Below are 17265 nucleotides of genomic sequence, written 5' to 3'. Positions count from 1 at the left end.
TACAATGACTCGTCGAACATTAATCAATAAAGCAAGCATCTGAGCCACTTTACTGGTTTAATCATCATAGAAATATTAAGGGCAAATATCAAGCGGTCTGTGCCCCAAATCAGTTACAATATTGCTAAAGAAACAATTGAATATTTTATGTCAAAATTAGATAACGCAAAACAAAAAGGTATTTACCTGCTACCAAACTTATTCACAACTGGCGCCATGTTTGCCGGTTACTATTCCATCATTGCTGGCATTCAAGGCAAATTTGAAATGGCATGTTTAAGTATTTTTATTGCTGCATTATTGGATGCTTTAGACGGTCGAGTTGCCAGATTAACCAACACCCAGTCTGAATTTGGGGAACAGTATGATTCATTGTCTGATTTGGTTTCTTTTGGTGTAGCGCCTTCATTACTGGTGTTCAATTGGTCATTGTTTCACTTAAGCGCCGTTCATCCAGTGATGGGGAAAATTGGTTGGTTAGCCGCCTTCATCTTTGCTGTATCAGGCGCCTTAAGACTGGCCAGATTCAACACCCAAATTGGTGTGGTCGATAAAGCCTATTTCCAAGGTTTACCTTCGCCAGCTGCGGCTGGTTTGATCAGTTCATTTGTCTGGATTTGTGTGGATTTAGATTTGGTAGGAGCTGACCTTAAATACATCACCTTGCCATTGACCATTGTCGTTGGATTACTCATGGTCTCAAGATTCCGTTATTATTCATTCAAGACCATCCCATTCAAAGAAAATGTGTCTTTCATTTGGATTTTACTGTTGGTATTGGTGTTTGTATTATTGACCATCAAAACCGCTTGGGTCTTATTTGTCGTTTTTTGCGGGTATGGTGTTTCTGGAATCCTGTTCACTGTTCATTCTGTCAAGAAAAAAAGGGCGAGCAAGAAAAACAACAAACCCACAGAGCCCGATGAAAGTAAGTAACCCAATATTCAGCGAGGACCCTGCACAGCAGTCCGCAGGAACTTTGGAACAATTGACCCTGTTGGCTGATTTAAGCCAAGACTTTGTCAAATCCATGAACATCAACGACATTTTGCGCCGTGCTGTCACCAGAATTAAGACCTACATGGATGCAGAAGCCGCCAGTGTGTTTTTAGTGGACCGTGAACAGCAGAATTTAGTTTGTAGAGCCAGCGCTGGACCAGTTGATGTGACTTCCATGGCAATCAAAACCGATGCTGGCATCATAGGCAGGACCTTCACCACTGGCACCAGCCAAATGATCAAAGATGCTGAAAAAGACAAAGATTTCATCTGTCACGTTGACACCCTTACAGGCTTTCGAACCCGCTCGGTATTGTGCGCACCATTGATCAGTCAAGACAAAACCATTGGGGTCATTCAAGTATTGAATAAATTGGATGAAAAATTATTTCAACCCCGTGACAATGACATCCTCAGGTTACTGGCAACACCCATTGCCTTGGCCGTTCAAAACGCACGATTCACCCTAAACTTTGTTGAACAGAAGCGCATCAAAAAAGAGCTTACATTGGCCAGAAAACTACAACGATCTTTGTTACCTGGCAGGCTTAAGCCGCCCTTCCCGGTCGTTGGCACCAACATTTCAGCCAATGAAGTTTCTGGTGATTTTTATGACTATTTCACCCTCAATGATGGCACCGTTGGGTTCATCATTGGCGACGTCTCAGGTAAAGGCATCGATGCATCCATGCTGATGGTCAGGGCCAGTAGTCTGTTGCGCTGGATTGGTAAAGACAAACTGCCACCAGGCCAATGGCTGGCCAAAGCCAACAAAGAATTGTGTGAAAAAGCTTCACGTGGCTTATTCGTTTGTGCAGCGGTGGGTTATTACAACCCCATTACAGACGAAGCCATATGGTCCAATGCAGGTTTACCCCCAGTGATTTATAAATGCCCGAAAGGCAACATCAAAACCTGGACGGCTGATGCACCACCATTGGGTATCAAAACCAGTGATTTATCATTTGACCAGCAAGCCACCAAACTCAATTCAGGCGGCCTGTATTTTTTGACTGATGGTTTGACCGATGCCAGAAATGAGCACAACCAAAGACGTGAACTTGAAGGCATCATTGAAGACATCAAAAACATCCAGTCTGAATCGCCAGAAGTGCGTATTGGCAAACTAATTACCTCAGCCAGAAGACACAAGCTCAATGATGATGCCACCGTTTTGTTGATCGAAAAACGCGATCACCTGTTGGAAGAAACACTGGTCGCCGAACAGTTCAAAGCCAGTGCATGCCAGCTTAAACACATCAGACACAAAATCATGGAAGTGGCTAAAAAAGTTGGCTTTGATGATCAATGCTGCCAACAAATCATTTTGAGCATAGATGAGGCCATCACCAACATCATCCGCCATGCATACAAAGATGTTAAAGACGGTGAAATTGAATTAGAAATCAAAAAACAAAATCAAACCTTGGTGTTTTACCTTCGAGATTTCGCACCCGAGGTTTATGACAGTTCTATCAGACCGAGGGACCTTTCCAATCCATTGCCAGGGCAAATGGGCATTAATTTTATTGACTGTGTCATGGATTCTTGGGAATTTGCCACCCCCAAAGATGGTTATGGCAACCTTTTGATAATGAAAAAAGAGATTGCTTAAGGTACTTCTGTTGCTTAAAATCCCTGCTTCACCCCTGCCCCCAAAGCGTTAGGGACGGGCCAGATTCAACCAAATACTCAGGAGTCAACATGAAACTCATCATCACATGGCTGTGTCTGATGACAGCAGTCACTACACAAGCTGAACTCATTCCCGTAGATCATTTCGCATCAAATCCCAAATTCCTTTCCATGAAAATTTCACCTGATGGGAAACACTTGGCTTTCACCTATGAAGATGAAGGACAGTTTAAGCTTGGCATCATGAACATGAAAAGCAAAAAAGGCACGTATTCCTTCTCAATGGGACCAAACAGAGAAGCCGCTCAATACTGGTGGTTGAATAAAAACAGAGTCTTGATTATCAGTCAAAGAATAACAGGTTGGTTAGACGGCAAAAGGGCCTACCCAGAAATGTTTTCAGTCAACATCGATGGGAAAAAACGTGAGTTGATGTGGGACTATCAAAACAGCTCTGTATCACCCATTTCTTTACTGGAAAAAGATGATGATCATGTACTGATCACCAAACACCATTGGTCAGATAACTTTTCTGCAAAGGTACAAAAACTCAATATCAACAATGGCAAGATGAAATTTGTTGATGACACTCCTGAGAAGCATGGTGGTTTGAAGTCAAGGATCAGGTACGTAGTGGTTGACAACAATGATGTCCCAAGGGCGGCTTTAGAGTGGGACCCTGTAGATGAGAGTGACTTTGATGATGACATCACCTACTTACACATCAAAGGACTCGATGGTGAATGGGGCCTTTTTAAATTACCTAAGTTGAGACAAAGCATACCAACTGTCTATCCAATAGGGTTTTCACTTGATAATAAAAAATTCTTTTTTGGCTCGAATCACGACCTTGATCACGAAGGCACCACAGGTTTGTTCGAGTTCGATTTGAATACATCGAAAATAAACTTGATATTCAGAAATGAAGATGTAGACATTGGTAATTCCATCAGAGGTAAAGATGGCGAAGTCATCGGCGTAGAATATGAAGCTGGCTACCCTGCGTATCATTACATTGAAGATGAAGTGGCTCAGGATGAAGTTAATTTGCACAAGCAGCTAAGATCAAGTTTTAAAGGACAGGAAGTCAGAATCAGCAGTTACACCAAAGACAGAAAACTATCAACCTTATACGTATACAGTGACAAAAACCCTGGCACCTATTATTTGTTTGATAGAAAAAGCATGAAAATTGATTTGATCTCAAGTTCCAGGCCTAACATCAACCCAGCAGACATGGCAGCTGTGGAGCCCTTCACCATGAATGCCAGAGATGGGTTAAAAATGTATGGTCAATTGACCATTCCACCACAAAAGGAGCTAAAGAATTTACCTTTGGTCATCTTCCCACATGGCGGACCTTATGGCGTCGCCGATGGGTATGGTTGGGATGACCGACCCCAGTTATTTGCCAGTCGCGGCTATTTGGTGTTGCAGTTGAATTACAGGGGTTCTGGCGGCTATGGAAAAGATTTCGAAGATGCAGGTGAAACTGAGTGGGGTGAAAAAATGCAAAACGACCTAACCGATGCCACTTTGTGGGCCATTGAAAAAGGTTATGCCGATAAAGATCGGGTTTGTATCCACGGTGTCAGTTATGGCGGCTACGCTTCCATGCAAGCTGTGGTTAAAGAGCCAGATTTATATAAATGTAGCATCCCAGATGCTGGTGTTTACGAAATCAAACTGCAATGGGACAAAGCCGACTCTTTCAAGGGTGACCCTAAAGCCAAGAAAAACTATTTGGACAAAGCATTTGGTACACATGAAGATTGGTCAATCATTAATGCCAGATCTCCTGCATTAAATGTTGAAAATGTAAAAGCAGCCATCCTTCTGGTACATGGTACTGAAGATGTCAGGGTTCCCATCGAAAATGCATATTTTCTTGAAAAAAAATTGGAAGAAGCTGGCAAACCTTATGAGACTATTTATCGAAAGGATGGTCATGGATTCCAAAACACTTCATTCAGGAAAGAATTGTACGAAAAAATGCTTGAGTTTCTAGACAAACACATCGGCAAATAAGCATTCAATCAAAGCCCTGGCATCTCCGCCAGGGCTTTTTTTCATCATGGAATTTATACTATCAATATTGACTGGGGCTGTTATTCTGAAGTACTCATTCAAATATTTCTTTCAGGATTCGCAGGACTTCATAGATTGTGTCAAATATTGGTTAACTCCTGACATCATTGCCTTTTTAAGGGGTGAGTGGGATCGTCAGTATTGGTCTGAAATGAGGTTATTCTTCTGGTTATTACTGGGAAGCTTGTCGGCTTACGGGGCCTATCGTTTTTTAATCAGCTAATCAGCCCCGAAAAGCAGCTACCAGGCCTGACAAATATAGACCTTTACATGGTCGCATGAGATAATACCGAGCTTTATTTTATTTTGTGTCAAACCATGGACAAGACCAATCAACCCGTCAGAAAAATTTTGATCACATCGGCTTTACCCTATGCCAGCGGCTCGCTGCATTTAGGTCATTTTGTTGAACACAGCCAATCAGATATTTGGGCCAGACTGATGCGTTCGATGGGGCATGAGGTTAAATTCCTGTGTGCTGATGACGCGCATGGCACACCCATCATGTTAAATGCCGAAAAACAAGGCATGACACCGGAAGCCATGGTTGATGAAATCAAACAAGAGCACTGGCGTGATCTCCAGGCTTTTGGCGTTTCTTACGACCACTACCATTCAACCCACTCGGCTGAAAATAAACAGTTGGTTCAGGAAATTTACCTTAAACTGAAAGCGGCAGGACACATCGACTCCAAGATTGTTGAACAATATTTTGATCCTGAAAAAGAAATGTTTTTACCTGATCGTTTTGTTAAAGGCACTTGTCCAAAATGTGGAGCTGAAGACCAATACAGTGATGGCTGTGAATCATGCGGTTCTACTTATGATGCCACCGAGATCAAAAACCCGGTGTCAGTGGTCAGTGGTGCCACACCAGTGATGAAAGAGTCGAAACATTTGTTTGTGAACCTGAAAAATTTCGAGCCCATGCTTAAACAGTGGGTTTCATCAGGCAGCTTGCAAGAAGAAGTCACCAATAAACTGGCGGAATGGTTTGAAGCGGGACTGCAATCATGGGACATCTCACGTGATGCACCTTATTTTGGATTTGAAATTCCAGAGGAAGAAGGCAAGTACTTTTACGTATGGATGGATGCACCTGTGGGTTACCTGGCTTGCCTGAAATATGTCTGTGACCAAAATGGTGAAGATTTTGCACCATGGGTAGACCCCAAGACAGAACATGAAATGTATCATTTTATTGGTAAGGACATCCTGTATTTCCATTCATTGTTTTGGCCAGCCATGTTACAAGGGGCCAACATGAAACTACCCAATGCCGTTTATGTCCATGGTTTTTTGACCGTCAATGGCACCAAAATGAGTAAATCTAGGGGTACTTTCATCAAAGCATCCACTTATTTAACTCACTTGAATCCAGATTATTTACGCTATTATTTTGCCGCCAAACTATCAGATGGTCTGGTTGATATCGACTTAAACATGGATGACTTCAGACAAAGGGTTAATTCCGACTTGGTCGGTAAAGTGGTCAATATTGCTTCCCGTTGTGCCGGATTTATCAAAAAGAAATTTGATTCCAAGTTGTCGATGGAACTACACAACCCTGCACTTTATACGGAATTTTTAAGCCACTCTGATGAAATTGCCAGCTTATTTGAAAATCGCAAATACAATGCCGCCATCAGGCAGATCATGGCATTGGCTGACAAAGCCAACCAATACATCGCTGACATGGCTCCGTGGGTGGCAGTTAAAGATGAGGCCAAACTTGAAGAAGTTCATCAGGTGTGTTCAACCGGTATAAATTTGTTCCGTATATTAATGACTTGGTTGGCTCCAGTGATTCCATTCACCGCACGTAAATCTGAAGCGTTTTTGAATGTTGATTTGAATGACTGGTTTGCCATCGAACAACCGATGTTGGGCCACAGCATCAATAAATTCAAACCTTTGATCAGTCGCATTGAACCCGAAACCTTGGAAAAGATCATTGAACAAAGCAAACAAGACTTGGCTGCTGCAACGCAACCAATCAATAAAACTGAATCCAATGGCCAATTAGCAGCCGACCCCATCAGTGCTGAAATCGATTTCAATACATTCGCCCAAACGGATTTAAGGGTGGTGAAAATTATTGATGCCCAGCATGTTGAAAAAGCCGACAAGTTATTACAACTGACTTTGGATTTGGGTGGAGAAACTCGCAACGTCTTTGCTGGAATCAAATCTGCATACCAACCCGAGGATTTGATTGGTAAGCACACAGTGATGGTGGCGAATTTGGCCCCAAGAAAAATGCGTTTTGGTGTTTCGGAAGGCATGGTTTTAGCGGCCGGCCCTGGCGGCGATGAATTGTTCATCTTAGAACCACATGAAGGCGCCAAACCCGGCATGCGTGTAAAATAAAAGCCAATGCCTGAAACCAAATGACAACCCTGTTCCTCATATTCATCAGCGCTGCCTTTGTGAACAACTTTGTGTTGGTTCGCTTTTTGGGCTTGTGCCCATTTATGGGAGTTTCTACCCAATACAAGTCAGCTTTAGGAATGAGTTTTGCCACTGCGTTTGTTTTGACCATGTCATCGATTGCCAGTTATTTGGTCAATGAATACTTGTTGGTTCCATTGGGCTTGGAATATTTAAAAACCTTGAGCTTTATTTTAGTGATTGCCGTAACCGTTCAAATCACGGAAATGATTTTGCATAAATCATCGCCATTGTTGTATCAGGTTTTGGGATTGTTTTTACCATTAATCACCACCAATTGCGCTGTTTTGGGCGTGGCCTTATTGAACGTACAACAACAAAACAGTTTGATTGAATCGGCTTTCTTTGGCTTCGGTGCTGCAGTGGGGTTTGGCGTTGTGTTGGTGCTGTTTTCAGCCATCAGAGAACGGCTAGAAATGGCTGATGTTCCGGCCTCATTCAGAGGCCTTCCAATTGCCTTGATGACGGCTGGACTGATGTCTCTGGCTTTTATGGGCTTTTCAGGGATGGCACAATGATTGCTTGGATCAATCAATGGGCCTTGGCATTGGTGAGCATGGTTGCTTTGTCTGGTCTGTTTGGGCTGTTGATTATCTGGGTCTCTAAAAAATTCAAAGTAGAAGGCAACCCAATTGTTGAGCAAGTCAATGCCATCTTGCCACAAACCCAGTGCGGACAATGTAATTACCCAGGATGTAAACCTTATGCTGAAGCCATTGTCAGTGGTGAAGCACCCATCAACCAATGTCCTCCTGGTGGACAAGAAGGCATCAAAAAATTGGCTGAACTGTTAGACCTTGAAGTCCTTGAACTGAACCCTGAAAATGGTGCTGAAGAAGCCGATCAAGTGGTTGAAATCGTAGAACCTGATTGCATTGGCTGTACCAAATGTATTCAAGTGTGTCCTGTCGATGCCATCGTTGGAGCCGCAAAGCAAATGCATACAGTGATTCTTGATGAATGTACTGGTTGTGACTTGTGTATTCCAGCCTGTCCCGTAGATTGCATCATCAAAATTCCAGCACCCATTACCACTCAGGTGCGCCGAAATGACAAACCCGCTTTGCTAACGACGATTCAAGAGGCACAATCATGGTAATCGAGCCATTGTCTCACTTTCATGGTGGATTGGTCTTGCGTCACCACAAAAAGAAATCTTGTGAAAAGGAAACCCGTTCTGCCGGCTTACCTGAAAGCTTAGTGATAGCGATAAAATCCAATCGTGGTGCTGCGCCCAGATTGTTGGTTGAAATTGGCGACCGCGTATTGAAAGGACAAATCATTGCCAAACCTGAGCACATCATGGGCTCCTATTCACATGCGCCCACATCAGGGGAAGTGATTGATATATCAAACTTACCATCTGCCAGTCCTGATGCCATACCAGCATTGTGTGTCACCCTCAAACCTGATGGTAAAGACCAATGGTCTGAACCAACACGCTTAAAAAAACCTGAATCTCGCCAAGAGATCATTGACCAAATCAGAGCAGCAGGCATCGTCGGCTTAGGTGGCGCGGGGTTTCCAACCCACATCAAATATTATCAAGCGCCATTTTCCGATTCTGCAGGCAACAAAAACTCCACAATCATAATCAACGGTGCTGAATGCGAACCCTACATTTCATGTGATGAAAGGTTGATGCTAGACCATCCCCATGAAATCATCATAGGTACCCAATGGCTGATCAAAGCCGCAGATGCCGCAGATGCCATTATTGCCATTGAAGACAACATTGGCGGTGTTAAGAAACGCTTGATGGCAGAAATCAAAAAACAAGAAATCACCAACATGACCGTGGTTAAAGTACCCACCATTTATCCAACAGGTGGTGAAAAACAGTTGGTTAAAGTATTGACCGGCAAAGAAGTGCCCAGTGACCAAACACCCTATTCATTAGGCGTCATCATGCAAAATGTGGCTACCGCAAAAGCGGTTTACGATGCCATTGAATTACACAAACCCTTAATAGAACGAGTGGTTACAGTCACTGGAGACAGCGTCCAAGATCCACAAAATTACTTGACCTTGATTGGCACCCCATTCAGCCATTTACTGGCATTGGCTCATTGCAGCGACTCAGTAGATAAATTAATTATTGGTGGGCCGATGATGGGTTATGCCATGCCAAATGCAGAAATTGGTATTGAAAAAACCACCAACTGTTTACTGGCCCTGCCAGAGGACTGTACCAAACCAGAAATAGCGCCCATGCCATGTATTCGCTGCGGTGATTGCGTTAAAGTGTGTCCACAAGAATTATTACCTCAACAGTTGTTGTGGTACATCAATGGCAACGACCAAACCAATGACTTGGAAAAAGCCCGAGACCATCATGTGTTTGACTGTATTGAATGTGGTGCCTGTTCATGGGTTTGCCCCAGTCACATCAATTTAGTGGATTTTTATCGCTTCGCTAAATCAGAATTGGTATATTTGGATACCAAAAAAGCCAAATCAGAACAAGCGCAAAAAAGGTTTGAAGACCGTGAGGCCAGGCTCGAACGCATCAAAGCTGAAAGGCAGGCCAAGAGACGCAGCAAAACGTCCAAGCTGACCGATAAATCTTCAGCAAAAGTTGAAATTTCAGCGGTCCTGGCTCGAATCAAAAAACAAACTGAGGAATCGGCTGATGAATAAAACTTTAAATACCAGCAGCGCCCCTCACATTCCGTCCCGAATCAAAGTTCAAACTGTCATGTTGTGGGTTTGCCTGGCTCTGGTGCCAGCCACTTTTGCACACCTGTACTATTTTGGCCCGGGCATCCTGATTCAATTGGTTTTAGCTGCTGTCAGTGCCTATTTATTCGAATGGTGGTGCTTGAAATGGCGCAAGCAACCCATCAAGCCTTTCATCACTGACCTCAGCGCATTGGTCACTGCATGGTTATTCGTGCTTTGTATTTCGCCCATCGCACCTTGGTATGTAGCAGTGGTTGGCATGTTCTTTGCCATCGTGGTGGCTAAACATTTATACGGTGGATTAGGTAACAATATTTTCAATCCAGCCATGGTCGCTTTTGCAGTGATCTTAATCGCATTCCCACAATCCATGTCACTTTGGCTTCCACCTGGTGGTTTTATGGATGTGGGTGCAATCGGCAACCAACAGGGTTTGACCTTCATAGAGCAACTCAATTGGATTTTTACCGGCCACACCACATCACACATAGATGCGATTACAACCGCTACACCATTGTCCGCGATCCAAACTGGCCTGCAACAAAGTTTCAGTTTAAGTGAAATCATTGAAAATCCTATTTTTGGTGATTTTGGTGGTTTAGGCTGGGAATGGATAGCCAACTGGTTATTTTTGGGAGGAGCCTTTTTACTGTATAAACGCATCATCACCTGGCACATTCCAGCAGCCGTTTTGTTAACCACCATAGCGGCGGCAACCCCTTTTTATCTTTTCAACAATGATGTTTTTATGTCACCACAACAACATGTGTTTTCAGGTGGCATCATGTTGGCGGCATTCTTTATTGCCACCGACCCGACCTCAGGATGTTCATCATTCAAAGGTAAAATCATATTCGGTGCCGGTGTGGCCATCTTAACGGTACTGATCAGAAACTTTGGCGCCTTTCCTGATGGCGTAGCATTTGCCGTATTGTTAATGAACATGTCAGCCCCGTTAATTGACCGAGTAACGGTTCCCACACCTTATGGCAAAAAAACCAAGGGTGATTGATATGAAGGCAATACTTAACAACAAATGGATGTTGCCGGTGATACTGGCATTGATGACTTTATTAACCAGTGCCTTATTGATGTTCAGTCACGAAATGACTGTTGATAAAATTGCTGCAATTAAATCAGAAAATAAACTCGCTTCGTTAAAGAAATTACTACCAGCCAATTTAATAGACAATGATTTAATAGCAGATGCGATTGATATTGAAGAGCCGGTTTTACTTGGCCACAGACACTCAGAAAAACTTTATTTGGGTAAAAAGAACGGTCAAATAACAGTTATGGGTATCCCTGTCACCGCTCAAAATGGTTACTCTGGTGACATAGATTTATTGGTTGGTGTATTGAGCAATGGTCAAATCACAGCTGTTGAAATCATTAACCACAAAGAAACACCTGGCCTCGGCGATTTGATAGAATCGAGAAAAAGTGATTGGTTGCTGCAATTTCCAAATAAATCCTTGAATGAACCCACAACAAACCAATGGCTGGTAAAAAAAGACCGAGGTCATTTTGACCAAATCACTGCAGCCACCATCACACCAAGGGCTGTGGTTGGGGCCATCAAAAAAGCCCTGCTGTATCACCAAACGTGGCTGTCAGCCAACGCGGAGGCATTCAAACCATGAGTGAATTCATCAGAACCCGGTTGTTAGACAACAATGCAGCATTGGTCCAGATGCTTGGCTTATGTCCCTTGTTGGCAGTTTCCAACACGGCCATCAATGCCTTGGGCATGGGCATCGCAACCATCAGTGTGGTGGTTGTCACCAATTTTTTGGTCTCCTTAATTCGACCCATCACCAAAAAAGAAATTCGCATTCCTTTGTTTGTGTTGCTGATTGCCAGCGTGGTGACTGCGTTAGAAATGATGATGAATGCCTATTTTCATGAACTGTATTTGGTTCTGGGAATCTTTATTCCATTGATTGTGACCAATTGCTTAATCATGGCTCGTGCGGAAGCATATGCATCTAAAAATGCATGGTGGCTTTCAATCAAAGATGGTTTTTTTGTTGGCCTTGGATTTGCATTGGTGATGTTCGCCATTGGACTGATGCGCGAACTCATTGGTCAAGGCACCTTATTCACTCAAGCTCACTTGTTATTTGGTGAATGGGGACATCACATTGAATTAACCCTGCTAAAAAATTATTCTGGATTTTTAATTGCTGTTTTACCACCCGGTGCTTTTTTTGCCTTAGCCATCCTGGTGGCGATTAAAAACAAGCGAGACATTAAAAAATCTCAGGACCGGTGAATCAGTGACCCATGTGCCACCGCAATATTATTTATATATCCTGCTTTGCGACCATGAATTTTTATACACTGGTATAGCCCTGGATCCATCAGAACGCGTCCAGCAACACCGAAAAGGCAAGCCCCATGGTGCCAAATACACCCGCAGATTCAGTCATTTGGATTTGGTCTATCAAGTCAAAATAGGCAGTCGAAGTGCCGCGCAAAAATTCGAGTACCATTTAAAAAAATGCGCCAAATCAAAAAAACTCAACATCATCAACAACCAACCAACAAAGCATGAACTCTGTGAATTGTTGCCATCAATCAACCTTGATTAAAAGGAATTAATAGACTCTTAAGCTCAATGACTGACTGTACGGCAAACCCAACAAGCCGACTTGAATTGTCACTTTGATAATTTACCCATTGGCTATTTTTTTTCTGATGTGAGCCAAAGGGGCTTGGTCATCTAAAACAATTTGTCCGTAATGATTTTTTTTAACTCCCAATGATTTCAACAAATACTGGTAATCTGGGTAGGGTTCTTTCTGCACCACCTGTTCATACAAAGTCATGAACACATCCGTTGCAGTGATTCGATCCAACTCTGTGAACAATTGTCTGGCAGACCAAGCCCTACCGGTATCTAAACAACAATTTTGCAACTCGCCCAAGGCCGTTGAAAGGTTCATGCGTCCATGACTTTGTTGTTGCAAAGCGACATCTGCCTTCAGCGCAATCACCGCCCCTCCCCAATACATTTGCATGGTGTTTTTACGCCCAGCTAATTTCAAATTAGGTGCAGCATGTTCATTTGCTGATTTATGACCTCGTTCAAAGCCTGCCCATAATTTACTCCACGCTGTGGCTTCATCTAACAAGCCCACACGCAGGCGCGTGATGTTTTGGTGGTAACTGGCAAACCCTTCAGACAACCAACGATCATTGGGCGTATATGGAGTCAACAGATGACTGAATTCATGGGCAGCTGTCCAATCAGCAAACAGCCTATGTTTTCCATGCTGAGGATTCACTACCAACAAAACACCTTGGCCACCTCCACGATTCACTTGTCCCCAAGGAACCACACCTCCACTCCCTTCGGTAACAATCACCAAAATTTGTAACTCAGTTAAAGGAAACGCTTGACCCACAGAAACTATGGAACCAGCCATTGTTTGTACCCAATCTTCAATCAAGTCATTATTTTTGGAATGATCACCATTCATAATGTCCAATCGTAAACGAGACTTACCCATTTGAATATTTCGTTGATCCAATGGTGCAAATGCCAAATACCCTTCCGAATACCGAGGACTGGGTTTAATTTGAAACTGTGTAACTGTCGCTGATTGCTTGATTAGCCGCCAAGGGGCTGAAACTTGAATTTGCTGGTCATGATGTATGGTAATTTGCGGCAATGATCGGTATTTCTGATCGCTGGGCGACAACAACAACTCATCTGTTGTGATGACTAAACTGTCGGCATGAACCTGATTCAATTGTTTGCTGCCGCGGGGTTGACTTAATTTTTTTACATCAACTTGATAGTTTAAGCACCCTTTTTGACCTTTGGGTAATCGAACCGATCGATATCTGAATTTTAAATTTTGGGTGGTTTGAAAATTTGACCAGGTGACATGGCTTAATGCATCTGCCAATGAATTTGATTCTATTCTCAAGTAATTGGGGGCATGATTAAAGCAGTATTTTGCTGAAATCTTTGATTCCTTAGTCAAATATTCTGCTTCAATATAGTCATTATTTTGGGCCAACACTGATTGGCTGAATAGCATCAAAAGGAGTGAACATATGCTCATTGTATACATGGTTTAAATCCGAACTAAGTAAGCCCCTACGCTTACTGATGTTCAGACAATGTTAACGGCAATTAATTCAGATTATTTATGAATTCAATCACACGAATAAGCATTGAGGTACCAGACATTGATAATCAACTGATGTCTGATCTCATAGACAGATAAGCTACATTGTGATTGTGGTTGATTTTGTGAGTCTACCCAGAGTGCTTGTTCAACTTGCTGTATAAATGGTCCATGTTGTAATGAAGTCAAAACCACTGATTTTGCATTGGGTTTTTGGGCAAAAAATGGCACCAAATAGGTCGCCAATGCAGCTTTATCCTTGGTTTCAGTGTAGACCTGAGCAGAATCAACAAACATGTATTTGATGTCATCATGAACCAATGACAGCATCAACTCGATATTGTGCTCATTGTAAGCCGCAACGAATTTTTCAGCGGGGTTTTTCTGCTCATTGTATTGATTTCCATCAATAATAGACTGGTTGGTATGACAACCTAACAGCATGCAACAAAACAGCCATAACCCAACCGATTTCATACTTCAGTCTGTGTATTCAAAAATTTTAACAACTCGATCGACACCACGTAAATGCCTGATTCTCTCAACCACTGCATCGGCTTCATTGCGGCTGACAATTCCCATCAAATACACTTCTTTATTTGCAGTGGTGATTTTGACTCGTGTAGGATCGAATCCATCAATATCAATTTTTAACAAGGACGCTTTGGCTTTTGAACTGATGTAACCATCCTTAGATCGCCTTCCTACTTTGGAAATTTCATTGACCAATTTCAATTCATTGACCACTTTAATCACACCGTCTTTTATCGCCGCTGAATCTTCAGCTTGTATGCGGTCATCATCCGATTTAACTTCACCTGCTAACAACACCACGCCATTGTAGGACTCAATTTTAATTCTGCTGTCATCATCCAATGATTTACGCAATTCATTTTTAACACTGGCGGTGATAATCTTATCGTCCAGCACTTGTCCTGCAGAACGTCGATCATGTGCAACATTAACGCCTGTTACAATGGCACTGCCAATCAATACTGGCGCGCAAGCAGATAATATAAGAAGCGCGATGAGTATAAATAATATTTTTTTCATGGGTTGTTTTTCCTCAAATCAGTTTTTTTTCAGACCACGCAACCCTTTATTGATTCAATAAAAAGCATGTTGTAGCCAATTAATTTTGGGTGATTCCAGCTCACCGCTCATGGCAATGACATCAAAACGACAGGCTTTGCGGCCTGTTGGATCATGTTTTAACAAATAGTGTTTTGCTGCCTTAATTATTTTTCGTTGTTTCTGTACCGTTACTGACTCAGCAGGGTGAGCCCATTCAGTGTTACTTTTATACCTCACCTCAACAAACACCAATGCCTGCTGATGACTCATGATTAAATCAATTTCACCTGCTTTGGTCTGGTAATTTCTTACCAAAAGCGTCAGCCCCTGTTTCAACAGAAAATGCTCCGCTTTGTGCTCAGCAATTTGCCCCCTATTGGTAACACGAGGGATCAGTGACTGATAGATCTGATTGAACCATTGTGATATTGTGCCCACAACAACTCCCTTCTGAAATGACCGTTAATGTCTAAACTCACCTTTCCAGTCAAACCGTCTACCAACCCGGTATTGACACGGCTCATCCAAACCAACCTTGATATCAACTGATACGCATCATAGCCAAATGCAAACAGCTTCCTGTCTTGTTTGATTTTTTTTAAATCAAATGGCAAACTTTCAAACAATTCTGAACTTTGAAGCTCCACTGGGCTGATGGCAAATTTAACGCCTTCCAAGTCTTTATTGTGCTGCTCATTATTCAATCCATCAAATACATGCGAAGAACTGTATACCGGAATATCAGCCGCTCGATGAAATTTTAATTGGGGTATCATCAACCTGGCAAATGATGGTTTAGCAGCCAAAAATATGGCATCAACATCTGACCTCACCACTTCTTCGGAATGTAGGTTTAGCTTAAGAAATTGTTGTAAATTTTTAGCCCGTAACTGGCTTTCAACCAAACCAAGAATTTGCCTTAATTGCGCAGAATAATCATTCTGCTCAGGTTGAAAATAACTGTTATTTTGAATTTGACCCCCCAAATCTACAAATTTTTGGGCAAAGGCTTGGGTCATGCGCTCTCCCCAAGTATCATTCGGAGCCATTATCAATACCCTGGAAACACCGTCTGCAATCATTTTGGCCGCCACAGTTTCAGCTTCACCTTCTGGAGACAAAGTAAACTGGTGATAATTAGATTCAGATTGATTCAACAAAACCACTGGAATGGTGGGTTCGGGCATGATTTCAAGCGTTTCAATCGAAGACTTATCCAATGGCCCAATGATCATGTCTGCCTGGTACTCTTGAGCTGAGTAAAATGCAGTTGCGAAATTTTCCCCTGCACTACCGGTATCAAAAAACATCAATTCATTGCCGGTATTTTGATCTGATAATGCGGCGGTTAACAAGCCTTTTTGCACCGCTTTGGCAACCTGTTCAAACCGCCCTGAAAATGGCAATAAAACGGCTACTTTTTGATTTAAACTGATTTGATTAAGGTCCAAAAAATAAAAGGATGCTGGGTGATTTGGCCATTGTTGTAACCAACCGGCTCCAGACACACCGTCCGCGCCAAACTTAACATAAGCGGCTTCAATCCAACCTTGTGTCAACTCATCTTCTATGTCACCAATGGCCAAGATTAATTCACTTTCGTCTACCATAATCAAACTTTGAACAATCAAGTCATGATTCTGTTGCTGCTCAATGGGATCATCGATCCATTGATTCAACTGAATTAAGGCCATAGCACTCGATAAGTATGCTGCATTTTTATAATGGCAATGACTTTTAAGTCGCCAATACCTTACTAGCCACACATCATCCAATGATTCTGTTGAAATTTCTGAAACCTTGCTGATGGCACCCATACAGGCATTTTGTTGTTGTTGCAGCTCGGCCTCAATCAATTGGGTTTCGGCCGTGCTGATGGTGGATTCATTCAACAACTGCCAAACCCGAACCGTTTCACCCAACTGAAACCACGAATCCAATAGTGCCACATAGACGTCTTGGTCATTCACCAATTGTTGATGGGCTTCGGTCAAGTAATCGACTGCTAAAAAATATTGTTGTTGCTGATACAGTTCCATGCCTTTGGTTTTGGCCTTGTTATTGCTGGGTTTGGTATTTGGCCCACTACCCGTTCCACAGGCAGTAAGAAACAACCCGAAAAGCAAACACAGCAAAATATTTTTATTTAATTTAACCATAGTTAGGATTTTACCTCAGAAATCATTAAAATGCG

General features: G+C 42.6%; 16 protein-coding genes. 11 read left to right on the top strand and 5 right to left on the bottom strand.

The annotated features are described in order from the left end of the window. The first annotated feature begins 147 nt into the window (after nucleotides 1-147). From pssA to CCS90_RS06425, 11 genes are all read left to right on the top strand, one after another. Nucleotides 148-936, top strand: a complete 789-nt coding sequence (gene pssA / locus CCS90_RS06480) for a CDP-diacylglycerol--serine O-phosphatidyltransferase (RefSeq protein ID WP_099018771.1) — start codon at nucleotides 148-150, stop codon at nucleotides 934-936. Then, nucleotides 923-2614: a SpoIIE family protein phosphatase gene (locus CCS90_RS06475; protein WP_162846839.1), complete on the top strand. Its 1692-nt coding sequence runs from the start codon at nucleotides 923-925 to the stop codon at nucleotides 2612-2614. Before pssA ends, CCS90_RS06475 begins: the two co-directional genes overlap by 14 nt. An 89-nt stretch (nucleotides 2615-2703) precedes the next feature. Further along, entirely contained in the window at nucleotides 2704-4662 is a 1959-nt protein-coding gene (locus CCS90_RS06470) for a S9 family peptidase (RefSeq protein WP_099018656.1), read from the top strand. Nucleotides 4663-5040: 378 nt separating this feature from the next. Then, nucleotides 5041-7092 carry a methionine--tRNA ligase gene (metG, locus tag CCS90_RS06460; protein ID WP_099018654.1) on the top strand — a complete coding sequence of 684 codons (2052 nt, stop codon included), beginning with the start codon at nucleotides 5041-5043 and terminating at the stop codon, nucleotides 7090-7092. Between the two features lie 20 nt (nucleotides 7093-7112). Then, entirely contained in the window at nucleotides 7113-7691 is a 579-nt protein-coding gene (gene rsxA, locus CCS90_RS06455) for an electron transport complex subunit RsxA (RefSeq protein WP_099018653.1), read from the top strand. Next, nucleotides 7688-8272: an electron transport complex subunit RsxB gene (gene rsxB, locus CCS90_RS06450; RefSeq protein ID WP_099018652.1), complete on the top strand. Its 585-nt coding sequence runs from the start codon at nucleotides 7688-7690 to the stop codon at nucleotides 8270-8272. Before rsxA ends, rsxB begins: the two co-directional genes overlap by 4 nt. Further along, nucleotides 8266-9813, top strand: a complete 1548-nt coding sequence (rsxC, locus tag CCS90_RS06445; protein ID WP_099018651.1) for an electron transport complex subunit RsxC — start codon at nucleotides 8266-8268, stop codon at nucleotides 9811-9813. The genes rsxB and rsxC overlap by 7 nt, the downstream gene beginning before the upstream one ends. Next, nucleotides 9806-10867, top strand: a complete 1062-nt coding sequence (locus CCS90_RS06440) for an RnfABCDGE type electron transport complex subunit D (RefSeq protein WP_099018650.1) — start codon at nucleotides 9806-9808, stop codon at nucleotides 10865-10867. Before rsxC ends, CCS90_RS06440 begins: the two co-directional genes overlap by 8 nt. 1 nt (nucleotide 10868) lies before the next feature. Next, entirely contained in the window at nucleotides 10869-11498 is a 630-nt protein-coding gene (rsxG, locus tag CCS90_RS06435) for an electron transport complex subunit RsxG (protein ID WP_162846838.1), read from the top strand. Then, nucleotides 11495-12130 (top strand): electron transport complex subunit E, encoded by a 636-nt coding sequence (locus CCS90_RS06430; RefSeq protein WP_099018648.1) that lies wholly within the window; start codon nucleotides 11495-11497, stop codon nucleotides 12128-12130. The genes rsxG and CCS90_RS06430 overlap by 4 nt, the downstream gene beginning before the upstream one ends. A gap of 4 nt (nucleotides 12131-12134) precedes the next feature. Continuing rightward, nucleotides 12135-12449, top strand: a complete 315-nt coding sequence (locus CCS90_RS06425; RefSeq protein ID WP_099018647.1) for a GIY-YIG nuclease family protein — start codon at nucleotides 12135-12137, stop codon at nucleotides 12447-12449. Nucleotides 12450-12530: 81 nt separating this feature from the next. Here CCS90_RS06425 and CCS90_RS06420 read toward each other — a convergent pair whose 3' ends face one another. The 5 genes from CCS90_RS06420 to CCS90_RS06400 all read right to left on the bottom strand — a co-directional run bounded on the left by CCS90_RS06420 (nucleotide 12531) and on the right by CCS90_RS06400 (nucleotide 17230). Further along, complete coding sequence (locus CCS90_RS06420; RefSeq protein WP_143751546.1) at nucleotides 12531-13793, bottom strand: M61 metallopeptidase family protein; 1263 nt, start codon at nucleotides 13791-13793, stop codon at nucleotides 12531-12533. A gap of 231 nt (nucleotides 13794-14024) precedes the next feature. Next, on the bottom strand, nucleotides 14025-14441 hold the full coding sequence (locus tag CCS90_RS06415) for a nuclear transport factor 2 family protein (RefSeq protein WP_099018645.1): 417 nt from the start codon (nucleotides 14439-14441) through the stop codon (nucleotides 14025-14027). A gap of 36 nt (nucleotides 14442-14477) precedes the next feature. After that, nucleotides 14478-15050: a BON domain-containing protein gene (locus CCS90_RS06410; protein ID WP_099018644.1), complete on the bottom strand. Its 573-nt coding sequence runs from the start codon at nucleotides 15048-15050 to the stop codon at nucleotides 14478-14480. 54 nt (nucleotides 15051-15104) lie between these two features. Then, the gene (locus tag CCS90_RS06405; RefSeq protein ID WP_246027020.1) at nucleotides 15105-15509 is read right to left on the bottom strand and encodes a YraN family protein; all 405 of its coding nucleotides are present in this window, start codon (nucleotides 15507-15509) and stop codon (nucleotides 15105-15107) included. After that, nucleotides 15464-17230, bottom strand: a complete 1767-nt coding sequence (locus CCS90_RS06400; protein WP_099018643.1) for a penicillin-binding protein activator — start codon at nucleotides 17228-17230, stop codon at nucleotides 15464-15466. Before CCS90_RS06400 ends, CCS90_RS06405 begins: the two co-directional genes overlap by 46 nt. Between the last annotated feature and the right edge of the window lie 35 nt (nucleotides 17231-17265).

Origin of the sequence: Marinicella litoralis (genome assembly GCF_002591915.1) — a bacterium.
Taxonomy (GTDB): domain Bacteria; phylum Pseudomonadota; class Gammaproteobacteria; order Xanthomonadales; family Marinicellaceae; genus Marinicella; species Marinicella litoralis.
The sequence above is the reverse complement of the archived record's forward strand: the minus strand, read 5'-3'. Positions and strand labels throughout refer to the sequence as shown.